Here is a 21,317-nt window from a genome sequence, read left to right as displayed (position 1 = left end):
ACCGAATCCGGTGCGTATTGGGTCTTGCACAGCGATAGCCCTAAGAAACCACTAATTGGCGGACGGTAAGCAGATCATATCCACCGTTTCTCGAACAACATGCGGGCCTTCCACTCGGTGTAGGGGATGAGTTCGGCGGACAGGATCGGGTGCAGCCACCAGAAGTTGATGAGCGCGAGCAGCGTGAACGCGCCGACCACGGCGGCCCCGACGGTGCGCCGTACCGGCATCGCCCCCGTGGCCGTCGGTTTCGACGACCCGATCAGCAGCCCGGCGCACAGCGTGATGGCCAGCACCATGAACGGCACCATCGGGATGGCGTAGAACAGGAACATCGTACGGTTGTCGGCGATGGCGAAGTAGATCCACGGCACCAGGCCCATGGCGTACGACAGCAGCACGGCCCCCGCCCGCCAGTCGCGCGTGGAGACGTACCACGCGATCAGGGCCACCAGCGCGGCCACCGCCCCGAACCAGATCACCGGCGTGCCCACGCCCAGCACGGCCTCGGAGCAGTCCTTGACGCCGCACGTGTTCTGCTTGCCCTCGTAGTAGAAGGCGACCGGGCGCAGCAGCAGCGGCCACTGCCAGGGCTCCGACATGTACGGGTGCGAGGTCTCCAGCCCGCTGTGGAACGTGTAGACCTGCCACTGGTACTTGATCCACGACCGCATCGAGTCGACCACGAAGAACACGGGCCCGGACGAGGTCGCCTGGGCCCAGTTGCGCCCGTAGCCGGTCGCGTTGACGAACCAGCCGACCCAGGTGGCCATGTAGGTGACGAACGGCACCGCGGCGAACGCCAGGAACGCCTGCGGCACGTCCTTGTTGAACGCCCCGACGTAGGGATGCCGCAGCCCGACGGCCCGGCGCGCACCGAAGTCCCACATCACGGACATGATCGCGAACGCCACGGCGAACGCCAGCCCCGACCACTTGACCGACATCGCGAAGGCCAGGCAGACCCCCGCGGCGATCCGCCACCACCTGATCCCCAGCGCGGGGCCGTGCGGCGAGAGCGGCGAGTTCTCGTACCAGGTCGCGAGCCGTTCGCGCGCCTGGTCGCGGTCGACCACCAGGCAGGCGAAGGCGGCCAGCACCCAGAACATCAGGAAGATGTCGAGCAGCGCCGTGCGCGAGAGCACGTAGTGCAGGCCGTCGAGGGCCAGCAGCAGGCCGGCGAAGCAGCCCAGCAGCGTCGACCGCGTCATCCTGCGGGCCACCCTGGCCAGGATGAGGATCGACAGCGAACCGATCAGCGCGGCGGCGAAGCGCCAGCCGAACGGGTTGAGACCGAACAGCCACTCGCCCGCGCCGATCATCCACTTGCCCAGCGGCGGGTGGACGACATAGGAGGCGCACTTGTCGAGCGTCTCGGGCGTGCACGACTGCCAGATGCCGGTGTTGCCGGCGATGATCGCCTTGTCGGCGTCCTTGATGGTCGTCCGCTCGACGCCCCAGGTGATCAGCGAGAACGCGTCCTTCATGTAGTACGTCTCGTCGAACACCACGGTCTTGGGGTGGCCCAGGTTGATGAAGCGCAGGACGGCGCCGAAAAGGGTGACCAGCAGGGGGCCGATCCAGCCCCACAGGATGCTGCCGTGCATGGGAGGCACGAGCCGTTCGCGTACGGACATCGTCTTGGGAAGGCTGTCGCCGACCTCCGAGCTCTCGTTGGCCTGGTATGGGGAATCGGTCACCGCCATTCGGACATCGTACGGGCCCCAAGCCGATAGCAAACGCAGAAACACGGTTATTTGGGATGCCCTGCCACAATGGTCGGGTGACAGGAGACGGCAGGTTGGTGCTGGCAGGAGCCCCCATCGGCCAGGCGGGTGACGTCTCGCCGCGGCTGCGCGAGCTGCTTCGCAGCGCCGACGTGGTGGCCGCCGAGGACACCCGGCGGCTGCGCAGGCTCGCGACCGAGCTGGACGTGGAGATCGAGGGCCGGGTGGTGTCCTATTACGACCAGAACGAGGTGGCCCGGGCCAAGGAGCTCCTGGAGACCCTGAAAGAGGGCCGCACGGTCGTGGTCATCACGGACGCGGGCATGCCGGGCGTCTCCGACCCCGGCTACCGCCTGACGCGCCTGGCGGTCGACGAGGGCATCACGGTCACGGCGCTGCCGGGGCCGAGCGCCGTCACGACCGCGCTGGCCGTGTCCGGGCTGGCCAGCGACCGGTTCTGCTTCGAGGGCTTCCCGCCGCGCAAGCCGGGCGAGCGGGCCCGCCGCCTGGCCGCCCTGGCGGGCGAGGAGCGCACGATGGTCTTCTTCGAGTCGCCGCGGCGGCTGGCGAGCTCCCTGGAGGCCATGGCCGAGGCGTTCGGCCCCGACCGGCAGGCCGCCGTGTGCCGCGAGCTGACCAAGACGTACGAGGAAGTACGGCGGGGCGGGCTCGGCGAGCTGGCCGAATGGGCGGCGAAGGACGTCAAGGGCGAGATCACGCTCGTGGTCGCCGGATACGCGCCGGGGGAGGGCGAGCCGGACCTGGACGAGCTGGTCGCCGAGGTGGACCGCAGGGTCGCCGAGGGCGTCCAGCGCAAGATCGCCGTCGCCGACGTGGCCAAGCAGGCGGGCATCCCCAAACGCGAGCTGTATGACCTGGTTCACAGGAGATCCCCTACGCCATAGGGTGCGCATCGTGAGGAACTGGGGGGTTTCCGCTCAGCGACTGGTCCCGCCGATGCCGGGGACACCCATGCTGGGCTGGGCCGGGCCGATCCTGGTCGCGCTGTTCGGCGGCCTCCTGCGTTTCATCAGGCTCGACGAGCCCAAGGCCGTCGTCTTCGACGAGACGTACTACGCCAAGGACGCGTACTCGCTGATCACCCACGGCGTCGAGCGGACCATGCTCGGCGACGCCAAGGACCCGATCGCCGACAAGCGCCTCATCACCGGCAACCTGGACATCTTCCGGCAGTGTCCGCAGCCCGACGACTGCGCCTCCTTCGTGGCGCACCCGCCGCTGGGCAAGTGGATGATCGGCGTGGGCGAGTGGCTGTTCGGGATGGACCCGTTCGGCTGGCGCTTCGCCGCCGCGCTGATCGGCACGCTGTCCATCCTGATCATGGCCAGGGTGGCGCTCAGGATGACGCGGTCGACGCTGCTCGGCTGCCTGGCCGGGCTGCTGCTCTCGCTCGACGGCCTGCACCTGGTGCTGTCGCGCACGGCGCTGCTGGACATCTTCCTGATGTTCTGGGTGCTGGCCGGGTTCGCCTGCCTGGTCACCGACCGGGACTGGGCGCGGCAACGGCTGGCCGACCGGTACGAGCGGGGGCCGATCATCGAGCTGGGGCCGCGGCTGGGGTGGCGGCCGTGGCGGCTCGCAGCCGGGCTCTGCCTAGGGGCGGCGTGCGCGGTGAAGTGGTCGGGGATCTTCTTCCTGATCGCGTTCGCGGTCATGAGCCTCATGTGGGACATGGGGGCCAGGCGGGCGCTCGGGATACGCCGGCCGTACCGGGGGACGTTCTCGTACGACCTGCCGGGCGCGTTCGGGGCCATGGCGCTCGTGCCCGCGCTCACCTTCGTGGCGTCGTGGACCGGGTGGTTCGCCACCGCCGGCGGCTGGGGGCGCAACTGGGCGCAGGCCACCTCGTCCGGGCCCGTGTTCTTCGTGGTCGACTCGGTGCGGTCGTGGCTGCAGTACCAGCTGCAGGTGCTGGGCTATCACAGCAACCTGCACGAATACCACCCGTACATGTCGGAGCCGTGGCAGTGGCCGCTGCTGATCAGGCCGGTCTCGTTCCACTACCCGTCGGACATCCCGCCGTCGGCGTGCGGGGCCGACAAGTGCTCACAGGCCGTGCTCGGGGTCGGCACCCCGGCCCTGTGGTACGCCGCCGTGCCGGCGCTGGTCGGCCTCGTCGCCTGGTACGTGGCCACGCGCGACTGGCGGGCGGGGGCGGTGCTGCTGAGCGTCGCGGCCGGCTGGCTGCCGTGGTTCTACTACGCGCTCGCCGACAACCGGACGATGTACCTGTTCTACATGATCCCCGTCGTGCCGTTCATGGTGCTGGCGCTCGTGCTGGTGGCGGGGCTGGTGCTGGGCAGACAGGACGCCCCCGCGCCCCGGCGGGCGACCGGGGCCGCGCTGGTGGGGGCGTTCGCGCTCATCATGCTGGTCAACTTCTGGTGGCTCTATCCGGTGCTGACCGCCGAGACGATCACACACGCAGACTGGTGGGCTCGGATGCTGATGCGTTCCTGGGTGACCGCCGCGCCCAAGTGACGCCGCGGCGCAGCGTGATCGCCGCGGCTACGCAGGCCAGCGGGACGGCCGGGAGCACGTACCGGTAGTCGAACTCCGCCGTCGCCGCCGGGGCCAGCAGCAGCCCCACCGCGCCCAGCCACGGCAGCACCACCGGGCCGCCGAACTTGCGCCACCTGACCGCGACGCCGTAGAGGCCGATCAGCAGGATGCCGCCGAGCATGATGCCGCGCAGGTAGAACACCTTCTGGTAGCCGCTCATGATGTCGGCCCACGGGTGCACGATCCGGGTCTCCGGCGGGCCCTGCTCGTAGCTGAAGGCGTCGGTGTCGGTGCGGCCGCCCGCGTACGACGACCACTTCGGCAGCCGCTTGGGCTGGCCGCTCTCGTCCGGCTCGACGTACGGCTTGAACTCGTACATCCCGTACGTGGACGGGTCGGGGAACATCGGCCGGCCCCAGTGGAAGGAGCGGAAGAAGTCACGCGTGACCACCTTGAGGTAGTCGCCGGGCTGCGACAGGATCGCCCGCGTGGCGAACGCGCTGGCCGCGTCGTTGGTGATCTCGCTCCACTTCTTGTTGATGCCCCACCGGTGCAGCACCTCGCCGGTGCCCGTGCCGTCGCCGTTGCCCTGGCCCCACAGGTACCACTGCGCGTAGTCCTTGCGCTGGTTGACCGGGTCGTTGATGCACAGCAGGAGGAGCTGGACCTCCTTGTACTTGTCGATCTTCATCTTGTTGCAGTCGGCGAAGATGGCCGTGCGCATGTAGAGGATGAGGCCGTCGCTGTTGGTCATCGCGAACTTGCCGTACGCGGAGGCGAACCAGCCCATGTACGCCATCACCGGCACCGCGCAGGCCGCGATCACGGCGACGATCGGGCGCCAGCCGGTCCGCTTGACCAGCAGGTAGAGCACCACCAGCGCCAGGATCGGCAGGCCGATCGAGCGGGTCAGCCACGTCAGCGCCAGCAGCAGGCCGACGACCGCGCCCGCCCGCCACGACAGCCGCCGCTTCCACAGCACCAGCGTGATGACGCCCACCACGAGCAGCGTGAACATGCTGTCGGACATCACCAGCTGCTCGAGCTGGATCTGGTAGGCGTCCAGCAGCACCGGCGCCGCAGCCAGCGTGGCGCCCCACTTCGGCAGCCGGAACTTGATCCGCAGCAAGGCGTAGATCAGGCAGGCCGTGGCCAGGCCCATCAGGTGCTGCGTGAAGATCACCAGCGCGAAGCTGTGGAACGGCTTGAGCAGCAGGAGCCAGAAGCTGTAGCCGTCGGGCCTGATCGGGTGCGGCCGCGGGTGCAGCGCCACCGAGACGTACTCGTAGGAGTCGTTGAACCACATGGCCGGGCCGTAGCCGAGCATGGTGATGAGCCGCAGCACGGCGCCTACGCCGAAAACCGCGGCGAACACTCGATGCCGGCGCAAGAATGACAGCCAACGAGCTGCCCGGCCAGGAGCGGAGTGGTCCACAGGGGTAATCTCCGCGACGCTCACCATGCTGTAAAGAATGCCAGTCGTTTTTGGGTCTTGACCCGAGCACGGTTGGGCACAGGGCATGATGGTTCACTGGAAGAGTCTTAACTGAAGGGTAGACACGTGGAACTGACGGTGGTCATGCCCTGCCTCAATGAGGCGGAGACCGTGGAAGTCTGTGTACGCAAGGCGCTGGCGTGCATGGAGGAGCACGGCATCGAGGGCGAGGTCCTGATCGCCGACAACGGCAGCACGGACGGCTCGCAACAGCTCGCCCGCGACGCCGGAGCCCGCGTGGTCCACGTCGACGAGAAGGGCTATGGCAACGCCCTCATGGGCGGGATCAGGGCGGCGCGCGGCAAATACGTCATCATGGGCGACGCCGACGACTCCTATGACTTCACCGCGCTGCTGCCGTTCGTCGAGCAGTTGCGCGACGGCGCCGACCTGGTGATGGGAAACCGCTTCAAGGGCGGCATCGCCCCGGGCGCCATGCCACCGCTCCACCGCTACCTCGGCAACCCGGTGCTGTCGTTCATCGGCCGGCTGTTCTTCCCCTCGGCCATCGGTGACTTCCACTGCGGGCTGCGCGGATTCCGGCGCGACTCGATCCTCAAGCTGCAGCTGCAGACGGGCGGCATGGAGTTCGCCTCCGAGATGGTGGTCCGCTCCACGCTGTCGGGCCTCGACGTGCGCGAGGTGCCCACCACGCTCTCGCCCGACGGCCGCTCCCGCCCGCCGCACCTGCGCTCGTGGCGCGACGGCTGGCGCCACCTGCGCTTCCTGCTCCTCTACAGCCCGAAGTGGCTGTTCTTCTACCCCGGCGTGCTGATGATGATCATCGGCCTCGTCGCCGGCACGGCGCTGACGTTCGGCCCGGTGGAGATCGGGGAGCTGGCCTTCGACGTCGACACCCTCGTCGGGTCGTCCGCCCTGGTCGTGATCGGCTTCCAGGCGGCCCTGTTCGCCGTGTTCACCAAGGTCTACGCGGCCGAGGAGGGCTTCCTGCCCGAGTCGCCGCGCATCCGGCGGCTGATCGACATCGTGAGCCTGGAGAAGGGGCTCGTGGTCGGCGGCCTGCTGGCGCTGGCCGGTCTGATCGGCCTGGTGATGTCGCTGGTCCACTGGCAGGTGCGCAGCTTCGGCGAGCTCGACCCGCGCGAGTCGCTGCGTATCGTCGTGCCCTCCGCGACCGCTCTGATCATGAGCTTCCAGACGATCTTCGCGGCGCTGTTCATCAGCATCCTCGGCATCCGCCGTACGCGCGAGAGCTCCATCGACGTGGCCGCCAAGGCCGCCGAGGAGGCCGCGGAGGCGGTTTCCCTCGAGGACTCCAAGCGATAGCCGTTCCGCACGGCGGGGTCCTGAGGGGCCCCGCCGACACGGGGGAATCGGTCCGAGAGGGACAGGGAGCCCCGTAGGCTAAGGACTATGTCCCAGCACATCTTGACCGCCGTCGCGTGGCCTTACGCAAACGGCCCCCGCCACATCGGGCACGTCTCCGGGTTCGGCGTGCCGTCCGACGTCTTCAGCCGCTACCAGCGGATGGCGGGCAACAAGGTGCTGATGGTGTCAGGCACCGACGAGCACGGCACGCCCATCCAGGTGCAGGCCGACAAGGAGGGCGTGAGCGCCAGGGAGCTGGCCGACCGCTACAACCGCGTCATCGCCGAGGACCTCACCGGCCTCGGGCTCTCCTACGACCTGTTCACCAGGACCACGACGAAAAACCACTACGCCGTCACACAAGAGATCTTCAAGGGCCTCTACGACAACGGCTATATCTTCCCCAAGACCACGATGGGGGCGATCTCCCCCTCGACCGGCCGCACGCTGCCCGACCGCTACATCGAGGGCACCTGCCCCATCTGCGGCTACGACGGCGCGCGCGGCGACCAGTGCGACAACTGCGGCAACCAGCTCGACCCGATCCAGCTGATCAACCCCAAGAGCCGCATCAACGGCGAGACGCCCGTGTTCGTCGAGACCGAGCACTTCATGCTCGACCTGCCCGCCTTCGCCGGCGTGCTCGGCTCCTACCTGCAGTCCAAGCAGGGCGAGTGGCGGCCCAACGTGCTGAAGTTCGCGCTCAACCTGCTCGGCGACCTGCAGCCGCGCGCGATCAGCCGCGACCTCGACTGGGGCGTGCCGATCCCGCTCGACGGCTGGCGCGACCAGCCCAACAAGCGGCTCTACGTGTGGTTCGACGCGGTGATCGGCTACCTGTCGGCCTCCATCGAGTGGGCCAGGCGCTCGGGCGACCCCGACGCGTGGCGCGAGTGGTGGCAAAACCCCGACGCCCGCGGCTACTACTTCATGGGCAAGGACAACATCGTCTTCCACGCCGAGATCTGGCCGGCGATGCTGTTCGGCTACAGCGGGCAGGGCGAGCGCGCCGGCACGCCGGGCTCGCTCGGCGGGCTCGAGGTGCCGTCCGAGGTGGTCTCCAGCGAGTTCCTGACCATGGAGGGCAAGAAGTTCTCCTCCTCCAGGCAAGTAGTAATTTACGTAAGAGATTTCCTGGCGCGTTACGACGCCGACGCCCTGCGCTACTACATCGCGGTGGCCGGACCGGAAAATCAGGACACCGATTTCACCTGGCAGGAGTTCGTCAACCGCAACAACGGCGAGCTGGTCGCGGCCTGGGGAAACCTGGTCAACCGGTCGATCTCGATGGCGGCGAAGAACTTCGGGGCGGTGCCCGAGGCGGGCGACCTCACCGACGCCGACCGGGCACTGCTGGAGCGCTCGCGCAAGGCGTTCGCGCCGGTGGGCGCGGAGCTGAGCAGGTCGCGCTTCAAGAACGCGATCAACGAGGCGTTCGACGTGGTCCGCGAGGCCAACAAATATCTGGCCGAGCAGGAGCCGTGGAAGCTCAAGGAGGACCCGGAGCGGCAGAAGTCGATCCTGCACGTCGCGCTCCAGGTCGTCGACGACGCCAAGACGATGCTCACGCCGTTCCTGCCCGGCTCGTCCAACAAGGTGTTCGCCATGCTCGGCGGCGAGGGCGTGTGGTCGGGCATGCCGGAGATCCGCGAGGTCGACGAGGACGGCGGCACTCCGTACCCGGTGATCACCGGCGAGTACGACGGGGCGGCCCGCTGGGAGCACCGGCCGATCAAGCCGGGCACGCCGCTCGCGCCGCCCGTGCCGCTGTTCAAGAAGCTCGACCCGAAGGTCGTGGACGAGGAGCTGGCCCGGCTGGGCGAGTGATCTCGTAGGCTCCATAGTCCTTGAGGCTGATGGCGCTCGCGGTCTTCCTGACCGACTTCGCCATCAGCCCCTTCCACGGCAGGTACGGCAGGAGCCGGTAGTTCTGGTTCATGAACCAGGCCATGAACCTGTTCTCCGGCACCATGAACCTGCTGACGCCCACGGCCGACCGCTGGCACCCCTCGGCATAGGCACGCACCTCCTGCTCGTAGCGGGCGAAGGCGGCGCGGTGGTCGCCGCCGGCCCCCGCCAGTTCGCCCGCCAGCACGTACGCGCTCACCATCGCCAGCCCGGTGCCCATGCCGGACAGCGGGGAGGCGCAGCAGGCGGCGTCGCCGAGCAGCACCACCCGGCCGCGTGACCAGGAGTCCAGGCGGATCTGGCTGATCGAGTCGAAGTAGAAGTCGTCGGTCTGCCGCATCCTGCGCATCAGCTCCGGGACCTCCCAGCCGACGCCCTCGTACGCCCGCGCCAGGAGCTCCCGCTGGCGGCCGACGTCGTGCCGGTCGTAGTCGAGCGGCGGCGAGCCGAACCAGAACACCGCCCTGGCCTCGCTGTTCCCCCTGGCGCTGTAGATCGCGACCATCTTGCCCGGCGGGTTGTAGGTGTGGCCGGTGTGGTCGAGCCCCAGGTAGTTGTCGACCGGGAACACCGCCGCGTAGAGGCCCAGGTACGACAGGTAGTCCCGCTCGGGGCCGAAGGCCAGGGAGCGCACGTTGGAGTGCAGGCCGTCCGCGCCCACCACGAGGTCGAAGCGCCTGGCCCGGCCCCGCTCGAAGGAGACCGTCACTCCGTCCGCGTCCTGGTCGAGGGCCGTGATGGAGTCGCCGAAGACGTACTCGGTGCTGGACTCGGTGGCGGCGTGCAGGATGCGGGCCAGGTCGCCGCGGAGGATCTCGATGTCGCCCGCGAACAGGTCGGCGGGCATGGCCACGATCTTCTTCCCGGCCTCGTTGACGTTCCACATGGCGCCCATGTGGGTCTGCTCGCGTTCGACGGCGTCCAGGATGCCCATCTTGCGCAGGACGGTCAGGTGCGCCTCACCGCGGAAGTCCACGGAGTGGCCGCCCTCACGCAGGGCGGGGGCGCGTTCGACGATGGTGGCGCGATGGCCGTACCGGGTGAGCCAGAGAGCCAGCGCGGGCCCGGCGACGCTCGCACCGGAGATCAAAATGTCCATGCCCCAGACCCTGCCGGCCCGGCCTCACCGCGCCCTCACCGCGCCCTCACCGCGCCCTCACCGCGCCCTCACCACGGGGTCGGTTGATCGGTGACGACGGCGATGGCGCTCAGCGGTGAGCGGTCGATGACCTCGTCGGGCACCCCGGCGAGCGCCAGCGCCTCCCGGGGCGAGAGCTGGGCTCCCGCCCGCCGCGCCCGCGCGTAGGCCGCCTCGCCCAGCGCGGCCCGCACCCGCCTCGCGAACTCGGGCTCCTGGGGCAGCTCGATCCCCCGCATGACGACGGCGGCTCCCAGCAGCGTGGCCGCCGGCTCGGCGGCGCCGTCATCGAACGCCAGCCCGGCCAGCGCCTCGAACGCCCGGGCGGTCTCGGGCAGCGCGCCCGATTCGACCGCGCCCGCCACCGCCCGCTCGTAGGACGCTCTGGCCGCCTTCCGATCCCCGTCGGCCTCGGCCACCCGGCCCAGGCCGACGTGGAGCCGGGCCAGGTTCCCCGCCGATTTGACCCATACGGGGTCCGACTGCCGCAGCGCCCGCTCGTACAGCTCCCGCGCCCGTGCCAGATCGCCTTCCGAGACGGCCACGTCACCGAGCCCGCGCAGCGCGGAGGCCAGGTACGTCGGCAGGCCCACCCGCCCCGCCAGCTCGGCGGCCCGCTCGTAGTCCGCCCGCGCCCCGGCCGGATCGGTGCCGATGCGGTGATCGCCCCGGTTGCACAGCAGGTCGGGCAGATCCTCCTCGGCCCCGAGCTGCTCGGCCAGCGCGATCGCCTCCTCCACGCGCGCCACCGCCGTGGCGGCGTCGCCGCAGATGCCCGCCAGCCACGAGAGCCCGTCCAGGGCCAGCGCCATGCCCCAGCGGTCGCCGAGCACCCTGAACTGGTCGAGCGCCGCCGTCAGATCGGCCTCGGCCGAAGCGAACTCCCCGGCGCTCATCTGCGGATAGGCCCAGATGAACCGGGCTATCGCCTGCTCCCATGGGTCCCCGTCCAGCGCGGCCCGCCGTAGCACCGTGAGCGCCACCGTCGGATCGATCGAACCCGCCGTGATCATCGGCCACAGGAACGTGACGAGCGGGTACCGCCGCGCCCCGGAACCGTCGGCGACCATCGTCTCGGCCCAGCTCTTGTGGCTCTCCCAGGCATCCCTGCCGGTGCTCCCGGCCAGCGCGGACAGCAGGCAGAGCACGTACGCCTCGCCCAGCTCTGGATCCGGCGCCGGACCCGCCGCCTCCAGCAGCGCCACCGCCGGGGCGGTCGCGGCGGCGCGCATGCCGCGCATCCACAGGTACGACGACTGGGCCGCCAGCAGCCGCATGCCGAGCGCCACCTCCCCGGACGCCGCCGCCCAGCGCAGCGCCGCCTGCAGGTTGTCGTGCTCGGCGGCGAGCAGGTCGAGGTGGCGGAGCTGGTCGGCGCCGCGCAGGTGCGGGTCAGAGCGTTCGGCCAGGTCGAGGAAGTACGCGGCGTGGGCCCTCCGCACGGTGTGCGCCTCGTCGGCCAGTTGCTCGGCGCAGAACGCGCGGATGGTCTCCAGCATGCGATAACGGCCGCCGCCCGTCTGGAGGAGCGACTTGCCGGCCAGGGAGTCCAGCAGGTCCTCGGCGTCCGCCAGCCCGCACACCTCGGCGGCGGCCGTGGCCGTGGCTCCGCCGGAGAAGGCGGTCAGGCGCCTGGCCATGGTCTTCTCCCGGTCGGTGAGCAGTTCCCAGCTCCAGGCGACGACCGCGCGCAGGGTCTGGTGCCGGGGGTCGGCCGTACGGCTGCCGCGCGACAGCAGGCTGAAGCGATCCTGGTCCGCCAGCCGTACGGCCAGCTCGTGGGCCTCGTGCGTACGCATGCGGGCGGCGGCGAGCTCGATGGCCAGCGGGAGCCCGTCGAGTGCCGCGCAGATCCGCTCGACCGACTCGTCCGGGGTGAACCCCGGGCACGCCGCGGCGGCCCGGTCGGTGAAGAGCCGGACGGCGTCGGCGGGGGCGAGCGGGTGCACCGGCCAGAGGTGCTCGGCCGTGATCGCCAGCGGCTCCCGGGTGGTGGCGAGGACGCGGAGGGCGGGGCAGGCGGAGAGCAGGCGTTCGGCGAGCTCGGCGGCTTCGTGGACGACGTGCTCGCAGTTGTCGAGGACCAGCAGCATCGGCCGTCCGGCCAGCGCGCCGACCAGCCGGTCCACCGGCGAGAACCGGCCTCCCGGGCCGATGGCACGACCGCCCAGCAGGCCGCTCTCCCGCACGCCGAGCGCGCCGAGCACGACCTGCGCGAGATCCACCCCGACCCCCGCCGCGCCCGTCCCCGCGTCCGTCGTGCCCGTCCCCGCGCCCGGCGCGCCCGGCGCGCCCGCCGCGCCCGTCCCCGCGTCCGTCGTGCCCGTCCCCGCGCCCGCGGCATCCGCCCCTGACGCGCCGGCACCCGCCGCGACGGCACCCACTGGGGCCAGTTCGACCAGCACCACCTCGGTCGGCTCGCGGTCGTCGCCTTCGGGCGGCTCGCCGATCGACCGGGCGACCTCGACCGCCAGCCGGGTCTTGCCCGCGCCGCCCGGCCCCAGGAGGGTCACCAGGCGTGCGGAGCCGAGCAGCGCGGACACCGCCGCCACGTCGGCGTCCCGTCCGACGAAGCTCGTCAGCCTGGCGGGCAACGCGCGCCGCACCGGCACAACGGCCTCTCCGCGCAGCAGGCGGCCGTGCAGGTCGGCCAGCTCGGACGACGGATCCGTACCCAGCTCGTCCGCCAGCAGCCGCCGGGTCTCCTCGAACACCACCAGCGCCTCGGCGGGCCGCCCGTCCGCCTGGAGGGCACGCATGAGCTGGCCGCGCAGCCGTTCCCGCAGCGGGTGCCGTTCGATCAGCTCGCCCAGCTCCGCCGCGACCTCCCGGTGGGCGCCGCGCCGCAGGTCTGCCTCGATCCGGTCCTCGAGCACGGCCAGCCGCCGCTCCTCCAGGAAGGCCCCGTGCTCGGGGTCCAGGTCCGCGACCGCCGGCCCCCGCCACAGCGCCAGAGCCTCACGCAGCAGCCCGGCGGCCCGGACGGGGTCCCCGCCGCCCTCGAAGGCGTCCCGGCCCGCCTCGGCGAGCCGCAGGAAACGGTGGGCGTCGATGTCGTCGGGCGCCGCGAGCAGCCGGTAACCGAGCTCGGTCAGCTCGATCGCGATCCCGTCCCGCCGCAGCCGGGACACCTGAGAGTGCAGCGCGTGCACCGCGTCACCGCGGGCCCGGTCCCCGTAGAGGACGTCGACGAGCCGATCCCGGGTGACCACCTCCCCGGGGCGGAGCAGCAGCAACGCCAGCAGCGCCCGCCGCGCGGGACCGCCGAGCGGCACCTCGCCCCCGTCCGCGCGCCAGGCCATGGTGCTGCCGAGGATGCCGAACCGCATGGACGCTACTTTAGAACTCGTGACCAAGCTTCCCGCCGCTCCCGAGCCGCTTTCCGCCCCTGTGTTCGACAGTCACTGCCATCTCGACATCATGGTCGGCAACAGGCAGGCGTCATCCGGGGATCCGGTGGCACAGGCGGCGCAGGCGTCGGAAGCCAGCGTCCGGAGCATCCTGGAGGACTCCAGGGCGGTCGGCGTGACGCGGCTGGTCACGATCGGCTACGACCTGAGGTCCTCCAGGTGGAACGCGGAGGTGGCGGCCGGGCAGGAGGGCGTGTACGCCGGGGTGGCCATCCACCCGAACGAGGCCCACGAGGCCACGGCGGAGGTCCTGGCCGAGATCGAGAGCCTCGCGCGGCGGCCGGAGGTCCGGGCGGTGGGGGAGACCGGGCTCGACTACTTCCGTGACTGGGCGAGCAAGGAGGACCAGCACGCGAGCTTCCGCGCGCACATCGAGATCGCCAAGCGCACCGGCAAGGCGCTGGTCATCCACGACCGCGACGCGCATGACGACGTGCTGAAGGTGCTGGCCGAGGAGGGCGCGCCGGACAAGGTCGTCTTCCACAGCTTCTCGGGCGACGCCGAAATGGCGAAAAAGTGTGTCGAAGCCGGATATTTCATGTCTTTTTCTGGCCCGGTGACGTACAAGAACGCCGCCTACCTCCGTGAGGCCGCCCAGACCGCCCCTCAGGAGCTCATGCTGATCGAGACCGACGCCCCCTACCTGCCGCCGGTCCCGCACCGCGGCAAGCCCAACGCGCCCTACCTCATCCCCCTCACATTGCGCTGTCTGGCGGAGGTCAAAGGGGTCCATCCGGATCAGTTGTGCGAGGCGATCAGTGCCAACGGAGTCATGGTCTTCGGCGAGTGGTGACCATCTTTTGCTGAACCTCCGGCTGCGGGAGCGGGCGCGACGCTAGCGTTCGGGCGGTCCTGACCGCTAGCGGAATCGGGCGGCCCCTGGCCGCTACCGGAGGTGCTTCGTGCGAGGTAAGAGGCGCGCGCCTCGTCCCCCGATCCCGTGGCGTTCACCGTGGACGCCGGTCGTGTGCCTGGCGGGCATGGTGGCGCTGGGGGCGCTCGTGGCGGTGTCGTCCCTGGTCAAAGAGGTCATCGTGATCGTCGATGGCAGGCAGTCGCAGGTCCGCGCGTTCGCGGGGACCGTGCACGACGTGCTCGCCGAGGCCGGGGTCTCGGTGGGGTACGGCGACCTCGTACGTCCTCCCGCGCACGAGGACGTCACCGACGGATCCACCATCGAGGTACGCCACGCCCGCCCGATCACCCTGACCCTGGACGGCCGCACCAGCCGGCACCTGGTCACCGCCACGAACGTCGGCGACGCCCTCGCCGAGCTCGACCTCACCCCGGCGGCCGGCAAGCTCTCCGCGCCGCCGGACGACGCGGTGCCACTGTCGGGGATGGAGCTCACCGTCTACACCAGGCGCAGGGTGTACGTGGTCGCGGGCACGAGCCGGATCGCCTCGCGCACCACCGCCAGGACGGTACGCGAGGTGCTCAGGCAGAAGCGCGTCCCGCTGCGCCGCGGCTACGTGGTGAGCCCGCCGCTCGGCAGCTTCCCCAAGGACGGGACGGTCATCACGGTCACACCATCGCACACCATACCGATCCGCCCGGAGGTCCTGCGGCTCAACTGGCCGGCCCTGGCTGCCTGCGCGGCCCAGGGCGATCCCCAGGCCTACAATCCGGACGGGCCGTACTACGGGATGTACCAGTTCAGCCTGCCCGTGTGGCAGGCCGCCGGCGGGATGGGGATCCCCAGCACGTGGCCGGCGGAGGAGCAGACGTACCGGGCGCAGGTCCTCTACCAGCAGATGGGCAGCCGCTGGCAGAGCCAGTGGCCGAACTGCGCCGACCGCCTCTTCGACCCGGCCCGGTAGGGGTTCAGCCCGATACGGACACCCCGAAGTCCGCGCCCTTGGGCGGCTGGATCGGCTGGAGCGTCTCGGCGTTCCGCCCGGCCACCGCGACCTTCCCGTACGGCCGCGCGTCCGGCTGTCCCACGTACAGCTTGTTGCCGCTGAAGGCCACCGACCATCCGAACAGGCCGTCGGTGGTCCCCAGCTGCCGGTCCTCGGCCGCGTTCTTCCAGGAGACGACCCGGACCCCGCCACCGTACGGGGCGCCGATGGCCAGCCTGCCGTCCGCCGACGCCGCCATCGAGAACCCGAACGCCTGCTTGCCCCCCTGCGTCACCCTCCGCGTCGGTTTCCTGCCGGGGTCGATCAGCTGGACGTACCCGGGCCCGGGGGAGCTCACCGCGTACCCGGAGCCCTCGCCGTACACCACCGAGTAGCCGTACCTGTCACCGGAGGCGTCGGTCGGGGAGTCCAGCTTGAACGACGTGATCTTGGGTGCCAGCACGTCGTCGATGAAGACCACCGACCCCGAGTCGATCTTGCCGGTCTCCACCTGGCGGCCGGCGCCGTCGTCGTTCTCGTAGGGGACGCCGACGACCAGCTCGTTCTTCGGCCCGAACGCCATCGACCAGCCGAACTGGTCGCCGACCTCGCTGTTGCCCCGTACGTCGTCGGACTCCTGGCTGATCCTGCGCAGCTGGCCGGAGCCCTGGCGTACGTAGATCGCTCCCACGTCCGGGAGCCGGCCCTCGTCCTCGTACGGCGCGCTGATCGCCAGCAGGTCGCCGCGCGCGGCCAGCGACCAGCCGAAGTGAGCGAACCGCTGGGGCTGGGCCGCGGTCAGCCGCTGGGGAGGCGTGGCGCCGCCGCCGTAGACGACGTACGCGGCGCCGGCGTCCTCGGTGCCGTCCACATCCGCGTACGGCGCGCCGATCACCAGGTCGGCGCAGGCGTCGGCGTCGACCTTGGCCAGTCGAACGGACCAGCCGAAGGCGTCGCCCCTGGCCAGGTCCGGGACGGTGACGGGGACGACCTTCTCGCCCGACAGCACGCTCACCGAGCCCTTCTGGTCGTCCGCGAACGGGTCGCCCACGGCGACGTCGTCCACGCCGTCGCCGTCGAAGTCGGCGGCTCCGGCGCAGGCCGCCGCGCCGGCGTGCATGAGCGGTGTCCCCGTCGCGAGCATGAGCGCGATGAGCGCGGATCGGATCATCACAGCGCGACCTCGATCTGCTTGCCGTTCTCGAGCATGGTCGCCGTCATCTTCACGGGTTTGCGGTACATGGCCAGGTCGAACACGAACGCGCCGTCCACCCGCGCGCCCGGCAGGATGGCCGGGGGCAGGGTGAGGTCGGCCGGGTCGTGCTCGCCGCCCCGGTCGTCGACCATGGTGACGACGGGCTGGACCAGCTGCCTGCGCTCGCCGCCGGGGTTGAGCATCGTCCAGCGGATCACGCAGAGCTGGCCCTGGGTCGCGGTCTTGCCCTCGTACTCCTTCAGCCCGCACTCCGGCGCCGACGCGACGATCGCGACGGGGTCGTCGAAGTTGGCGCCCAGCGCGAAGCGGCGGCCCACGTCGTTCGGGCCGGTGGTGCCGGTCGTCTGGGACGGGGTGCCGGGGGTGGCGGTGGTGACCGGGTTGCGGGCAGAAGTGACGATCAGTACGGCCACCGTCACGACGATGGCCAGCACGGCAGCCGCGGCGGCGATGAGCCACCGGGTGCCCTTCGTCCTGGTGCCGCCGAGGGTGTCGGGCTCGTCGTTGCCCGCCAGGGTCCCGGGCGGCCGGGTGTCGGTGCCGGGCAGGCCGCCTTGAGGCAGCTGCGCCAGGACGTCCGGCCCGCGCGAGCGAGACCGCTCCTGCTCGGCCTGCTCCTCCTTCCTCCTGGCCAGGGCTTCGGCCTGAGCCTGCTCCCGCTGCCGCGCCTGCGCCTCCCAGCGCGCGAACTCCTCCTTGGCGGCCTCCTCCTCCCTGCGCGCCAGCTCCTCGACGGACGGCTGAGGGGGCGCGCTCGAGCTCCCGAACGATCCCGGCACACTGGGGGCAACCCCCGGCCCGCCGGCAGCCCCTGAGACACCACCAGCCCCTGAGACCGGGGGAGCATTCGAGACGCTCGGAGCGCCCGAGACGCCGGGAGCATGGGAGACGTTGGGGGCCCCAGAGACATTCGGGGCACTGGAGATACTTGTGCTCCTACCGGTGGCATCGCTCGGCGGGGGCGTCGTAAATGTAGCCGTGATGTCCGGCTCATCCACGACATTCTGCGGCGGCTGCCATTCGTTGAGCATCTCGGTCGCGACCAGGGTGGGCGGATCGGCGGGGCGCGCCGGCGTACTGCCTCCCACGAGGGCGATCAGGAGATCCTGCGCCGACGGGCGCACGGCGGGGTCCATGGAGGTGGCCCGCCGTACTAACTCGTTGAGCGGCGCGGGCAGCACGCCCAGTTCGGGCGGGGCGTTCAGCACGCGCGTGGCCAGCGTGATGGGGTCGCCGCGGCCGAACGGGTGCCGCCCGTTGCCCGCGTACGCCACCAGGCAGCCCCAGGCGAAGATGTCGGCCGCCGGGCTGACCACTTCGCCGCGCACCTGCTCCGGGGCCCACCAGCCAGGGCTGCCCAGCAGTTCGCCGGAGAGCGTGAACCCGGTCTCCCGGTCGAGCGCCCTGGCGATGCCGAAGTCGATCACTCTGGGCCCCGACAACGACAGGATCACGTTCGCCGGTTTCAGGTCTCTGTGCACAAGCCCGGCCACGTGGATCGCCGCCAGCGCCGCCGCGACCCCCAGCGCGACGCCGTGCAGCGGCCCCGGTTCCAGAGCCCCGTATTTCGCGATCTGGTCCGAGAGTGGGGTGCCCGCGATGTACTCGGTCACCATGTACGGACGTCCGTCCCCCGTGTTGCCGTTGTCCAGCACCTGGGCGGTGCAGAACGAGGCCACCCGGCGAGCGTTCTCGACCTCCGCATGGAACCTGGCCGCGAACCCCTCCTGGTTGGCGAACTCCGCCTTGACGACCTTGAGCGCGACGAATCGACCCGTCGGCGCCCGCGCGAGGAACACGGTCCCCATACCGCCCTCGCCGAGCCGGCCGAGCAGCCGGTACGGTCCGATTTCCCGCAAGTCCGTCGGGCGGAGCGGCGCGGCGCCCGTTGGCTCCATGAGGGACGTCCCTTCCTGTTCCACGCCATCCTCTCCTTTGGTCTCCCCAAGCGCCATCGATGGTTCTTCGATGCGAGAGACTGGTTGGATGATGAGGCTGTTGGGCCCTGCAGAAATACGTATTTTGGCGGACAAGCTAGATCTTCGTCCGACAAAAAAGCTAGGCCAGAACTTCGTGATCGACGCAGGGACCGTCCGGCGCATCGTCCGCGTGGCCGATCTTTCGGAGAACGACGTGGTCATCGAGGTGGGGCCGGGCCTCGGCTCGCTCACCCTCGCCCTCCTGCCCTCCGCTGCGCACGTGGTGGCGGTCGAGATCGACCCGGTGCTGGCGGGACAACTCCCCATCACGGTGGCAGACCGCGGCGGGCTCGACAAGCTCACGGTCGTGAACGCCGACGCCATGAAGATCACACCGGACGATCTGTCCGGTTTTGCCCCCACCGCCCTCGTCGCCAACCTCCCCTACAACGTGGCGGTCCCGGTGGTGCTCCACCTTCTCGAGGTCCTGCCGTCCCTGCGCAAGGGCCTGGTCATGGTCCAATCGGAGGTCGCCGACCGCCTCGCCGCCGGCCCCGGCTCGAAGGTGTACGGGGTGCCGTCGGTCAAGGCCGCCTGGTACGCGGACGTACGCCGCGCCGGCCCGGTCGGCCGTACCGTCTTCTGGCCCGTCCCCAACGTCGATTCCGGCCTCGTCTCCTTGTCGCGCCGCGAGCCGCCCACGACGAGCGCGTCGCGCGAGGAGGTGTTCGCGGTGGTGGACGCCGCCTTCGCCCAGCGCAGAAAGACCCTGCGCGCGGCCCTGGCGGGATGGGCCGGCAGCGCGGCCCAGGCGGAACAGGCCCTGAGAGCGGCCGACGTGGACCCGTCGGTCCGCGGGGAGCAACTAGACATCACGGCCTTCACCCGCATAGCCGAACACAAACCCTAACCCACCACCCCAACCCACCCTCCCCGCCGGTACCTCAACCCACCCTCCCGGCCGGTACCTCAACCCACCCTCCCGGCCGGTACCTCAACCCACCCTCCCGGCCGGTACCTCAACCCACCCTCCCGGCCGGTACCCTGCGCCGCCCCGTAGTCAACGCCCCATTTCACCCTTCCGGCCGGTGGGTCACGACGCCAGCTCGATGTCCTTTTCTACAGCCGCACCCATCCCGCCTCCTGTTTTCCACAGCCGCACCCATCCGCCTCCCGTTTTCCACAGCCGCACCCACCCCGCCTCCCGTTCTCCACAGAATCACGCTCGGCCCACCCCCACCTCCCGCCACCGAATGATCCTGGCCTCCACACCCACTCACCACCCGGTCAGGAGGCCACCGTGATCACCCTCTCCACCTTCCTCAGGCTCGCCCTCGGCGGCGGCCTCTTCAGCGGTCTCATCGCAGTCCTGGCCGCCCTCCCAACCTCCGCCCAAGCCGCGGCGACCCCGCCCCAACGCAGAACCCCGGCCCTCACGACCGAAGTCGAGCCCCTTCAACGCACTTCAGCGGGAAAGATCACGGATCCCACGACCAAACTCGAAGCACTCCTGCGCACCACAGGCGGCAGGACCAAGGGCCTGACCAGAGGCCAGATCGCCGCCTCGGCCGCCCTGAACCAACTGGGAGTCTCCTTCTCCTGGGGCGGCGGCTCGGCGAAGGGCCCCACCATCGGCATCGGAAGGGGCGCCGGCACGAGGGGCTTCGACTGCAGCGGCCTGACCCTCTACGCCTGGTCGAAGGCCGGCATCACCCTCACCCACTACACCGGCACCCAGTTCCGCCAGGGCCGCAGGATCCCGTTCCGCGCGCGACGCACAGGCGACCTGCTCTTCTTCGGCGGCGGCACGGGCGACCCGACCCACGTGGCCCTGTTCCTCCAGGACGGCCTCATGATCCACGCCCCCAGGACCGGCGACGTGGTCAGAAAGACGAACTTCCTGGCCTCGCCATACTTCCGCTCCACCTATCGCGGCGTCGTACGCCCAGGCTGAGCGCAGACCTTCACCAGCTCTTCGACCAACCCGGTGAGCAACTCCTGATCTTCCTGCCTGGACGGCTCGTACTCCATGAGCCCCAACCCCGCCACCTCGAACCGCTCGGCAACGGCGGCGACGAGCGAGAGCAACTGATCAGGCTGCAGCCCACCGGGCGTAGGACACCCCACACTCCGGAAGACCAGAGGATCGAGCACATCGAAATCGACATGAACGTAGACCACAGGCCCGCGCCCCTCAGAGCCGTCATCCCCGAACGCGCCGGCACCACAGCCCTCGATCGCCGCGACAAGCCCCGCCCCGTCCACCACCGGAAGATGCCGAACCCCATGGTCCTCGACAAAGGCGGCCTCACCCGAATCGAGGTCCCGTACCCCCACAAGCACGATCCGCCCAGGTGCCACCGGCTCCCGAGCCACGAGCCCCTCGGGCCCTTCCCCGGTGAGCGCCCGCAGCACCATTCCGTGATAGGCCCCGGAAGGCGACGACTCAGGCGTGTTCAGATCCCCGTGGGCATCGAACCAGACCACAACGAGCCGATCCCCGTACCGCTCCCGAGCCGCCGCAACCGGCTCGAGCTCAACTCCGCAATCCCCGCCCACGGTGACCAGGAGCCCACCTTGAACCTGCCCGACCGCCGCCCGAACCTTCCCAGCCGTCGAGCGAAGATCGTCATCGACCTCCACCCGCAAGCGCTGATCCGCCCCCACCATCCCGGCCAGCAACCGCGCCCCTTCCCGCAGCCGCTCTGCCGTAAAAGCCCCCGACCCCCGCCACTGCCCAACCTCAACCACCGTCACTCCCGCCACCGCGGCCTCCAAATCACGTATGCCTCATTGATCATTTCCTCGGGA

The 21,317-nt window shown here is 70.4% G+C and carries 15 protein-coding genes; 8 read left to right on the top strand and 7 right to left on the bottom strand.

Annotated elements, in window-relative coordinates:
• Positions 1 to 74: 74 nt before the first annotated feature.
• Complete coding sequence (locus tag ACFKCF_RS22195; RefSeq protein ID WP_394496239.1) at positions 75 to 1,706, bottom strand: dolichyl-phosphate-mannose--protein mannosyltransferase; 1,632 nt, start codon at positions 1,704 to 1,706, stop codon at positions 75 to 77.
• Positions 1,707 to 1,762: 56 nt separating this feature from the next.
• Here ACFKCF_RS22195 and rsmI point away from each other — a divergent pair, with 56 nt between their 5' ends.
• Positions 1,763 to 2,632: a 16S rRNA (cytidine(1402)-2'-O)-methyltransferase gene (gene rsmI / locus ACFKCF_RS22190; RefSeq protein WP_394496238.1), complete on the top strand. Its 870-nt coding sequence runs from the start codon at positions 1,763 to 1,765 to the stop codon at positions 2,630 to 2,632.
• A gap of 10 nt (positions 2,633 to 2,642) precedes the next feature.
• Positions 2,643 to 4,229 carry a dolichyl-phosphate-mannose--protein mannosyltransferase gene (locus ACFKCF_RS22185; RefSeq protein ID WP_394496236.1) on the top strand — a complete coding sequence of 529 codons (1,587 nt, stop codon included), beginning with the start codon at positions 2,643 to 2,645 and terminating at the stop codon, positions 4,227 to 4,229.
• Here ACFKCF_RS22185 and ACFKCF_RS22180 read toward each other — a convergent pair.
• The gene (locus ACFKCF_RS22180) at positions 4,165 to 5,640 is read right to left on the bottom strand and encodes a hypothetical protein (RefSeq protein ID WP_394496234.1); all 1,476 of its coding nucleotides are present in this window, start codon (positions 5,638 to 5,640) and stop codon (positions 4,165 to 4,167) included. The two genes, ACFKCF_RS22185 and ACFKCF_RS22180, sit on opposite strands and share 65 nt — an antisense overlap.
• A 171-nt stretch (positions 5,641 to 5,811) precedes the next feature.
• Between ACFKCF_RS22180 and ACFKCF_RS22175 the strand changes: the two genes are divergently transcribed.
• Both ACFKCF_RS22175 and metG read left to right on the top strand, forming a co-directional pair.
• On the top strand, positions 5,812 to 7,032 hold the full coding sequence (locus ACFKCF_RS22175; protein ID WP_394496232.1) for a glycosyltransferase family 2 protein: 1,221 nt from the start codon (positions 5,812 to 5,814) through the stop codon (positions 7,030 to 7,032).
• Between the two features lie 87 nt (positions 7,033 to 7,119).
• The gene (metG, locus tag ACFKCF_RS22170) at positions 7,120 to 8,901 is read left to right on the top strand and encodes a methionine--tRNA ligase (RefSeq protein ID WP_394496230.1); all 1,782 of its coding nucleotides are present in this window, start codon (positions 7,120 to 7,122) and stop codon (positions 8,899 to 8,901) included.
• On the opposite strand, the gene ACFKCF_RS22165 is transcribed toward metG, so the two are convergent.
• Positions 8,846 to 10,081 (bottom strand): FAD-dependent monooxygenase, encoded by a 1,236-nt coding sequence (locus tag ACFKCF_RS22165; protein WP_394496228.1) that lies wholly within the window; start codon positions 10,079 to 10,081, stop codon positions 8,846 to 8,848. The genes metG and ACFKCF_RS22165 overlap by 56 nt on opposite strands.
• Positions 10,082 to 10,149: 68 nt before the next feature.
• Positions 10,150 to 13,449 (bottom strand): BTAD domain-containing putative transcriptional regulator, encoded by a 3,300-nt coding sequence (locus tag ACFKCF_RS22160; RefSeq protein WP_394496226.1) that lies wholly within the window; start codon positions 13,447 to 13,449, stop codon positions 10,150 to 10,152.
• Between ACFKCF_RS22160 and ACFKCF_RS22155 the strand changes: the two genes are divergently transcribed.
• A complete protein-coding gene (locus ACFKCF_RS22155) occupies positions 13,448 to 14,323 on the top strand; it encodes a TatD family hydrolase (protein WP_394496225.1) in 876 nt (291 codons plus the stop codon). The genes ACFKCF_RS22160 and ACFKCF_RS22155 overlap by 2 nt on opposite strands.
• 109 nt (positions 14,324 to 14,432) lie before the next feature.
• On the top strand, positions 14,433 to 15,350 hold the full coding sequence (locus ACFKCF_RS22150) for a ubiquitin-like domain-containing protein (protein ID WP_394496224.1): 918 nt from the start codon (positions 14,433 to 14,435) through the stop codon (positions 15,348 to 15,350).
• Between the two features lie 4 nt (positions 15,351 to 15,354).
• On the opposite strand, the gene ACFKCF_RS22145 is transcribed toward ACFKCF_RS22150, so the two are convergent.
• Positions 15,355 to 16,542: a hypothetical protein gene (locus ACFKCF_RS22145; RefSeq protein ID WP_394496222.1), complete on the bottom strand. Its 1,188-nt coding sequence runs from the start codon at positions 16,540 to 16,542 to the stop codon at positions 15,355 to 15,357.
• Entirely contained in the window at positions 16,542 to 18,509 is a 1,968-nt protein-coding gene (locus tag ACFKCF_RS22140; RefSeq protein WP_394496220.1) for a protein kinase, read from the bottom strand. Before ACFKCF_RS22140 ends, ACFKCF_RS22145 begins: the two co-directional genes overlap by 1 nt.
• A 46-nt stretch (positions 18,510 to 18,555) precedes the next feature.
• Between ACFKCF_RS22140 and rsmA the strand changes: the two genes are divergently transcribed.
• Positions 18,556 to 19,416 carry a 16S rRNA (adenine(1518)-N(6)/adenine(1519)-N(6))-dimethyltransferase RsmA gene (rsmA, locus tag ACFKCF_RS22135; protein ID WP_394496218.1) on the top strand — a complete coding sequence of 287 codons (861 nt, stop codon included), beginning with the start codon at positions 18,556 to 18,558 and terminating at the stop codon, positions 19,414 to 19,416.
• Between the two features lie 390 nt (positions 19,417 to 19,806).
• Positions 19,807 to 20,460 (top strand): NlpC/P60 family protein, encoded by a 654-nt coding sequence (locus tag ACFKCF_RS22130; protein ID WP_394496216.1) that lies wholly within the window; start codon positions 19,807 to 19,809, stop codon positions 20,458 to 20,460.
• Here ACFKCF_RS22130 and ACFKCF_RS22125 read toward each other — a convergent pair.
• Positions 20,433 to 21,272: an arginase family protein gene (locus ACFKCF_RS22125; protein ID WP_394496215.1), complete on the bottom strand. Its 840-nt coding sequence runs from the start codon at positions 21,270 to 21,272 to the stop codon at positions 20,433 to 20,435. The two genes, ACFKCF_RS22130 and ACFKCF_RS22125, sit on opposite strands and share 28 nt — an antisense overlap.
• Between the last annotated feature and the right edge of the window lie 45 nt (positions 21,273 to 21,317).

This window comes from Nonomuraea sp. JJY05 (assembly GCF_043496855.1).
Classification (GTDB): domain Bacteria; phylum Actinomycetota; class Actinomycetes; order Streptosporangiales; family Streptosporangiaceae; genus Nonomuraea.
This window is presented reverse-complemented; position numbering and strand designations above follow the sequence as displayed.

Bases quoted from the DNA above. Each gene is read 5' to 3' on its own strand.
- ACFKCF_RS22195 (WP_394496239.1), bottom strand. From the start codon at position 1,706: ATGGCGGTGACCGATTCCCCATACCAGGCCAACGAGAGCTCGGAGGTC.
- rsmI (WP_394496238.1), top strand. From the start codon at position 1,763: ATGCCCTGCCACAATGGTCGGGTGACAGGAGACGGCAGGTTGGTGCTG.
- metG (WP_394496230.1), top strand. From the start codon at position 7,120: ATGTCCCAGCACATCTTGACCGCCGTCGCGTGGCCTTACGCAAACGGC.
- ACFKCF_RS22165 (WP_394496228.1), bottom strand. From the start codon at position 10,081: ATGGACATTTTGATCTCCGGTGCGAGCGTCGCCGGGCCCGCGCTGGCT.
- ACFKCF_RS22155 (WP_394496225.1), top strand. From the start codon at position 13,448: ATGGACGCTACTTTAGAACTCGTGACCAAGCTTCCCGCCGCTCCCGAG.
- ACFKCF_RS22160 (WP_394496226.1), bottom strand. From the start codon at position 13,449: ATGCGGTTCGGCATCCTCGGCAGCACCATGGCCTGGCGCGCGGACGGG.
- ACFKCF_RS22145 (WP_394496222.1), bottom strand. From the start codon at position 16,542: ATGATCCGATCCGCGCTCATCGCGCTCATGCTCGCGACGGGGACACCG.
- rsmA (WP_394496218.1), top strand. From the start codon at position 18,556: ATGCGAGAGACTGGTTGGATGATGAGGCTGTTGGGCCCTGCAGAAATA.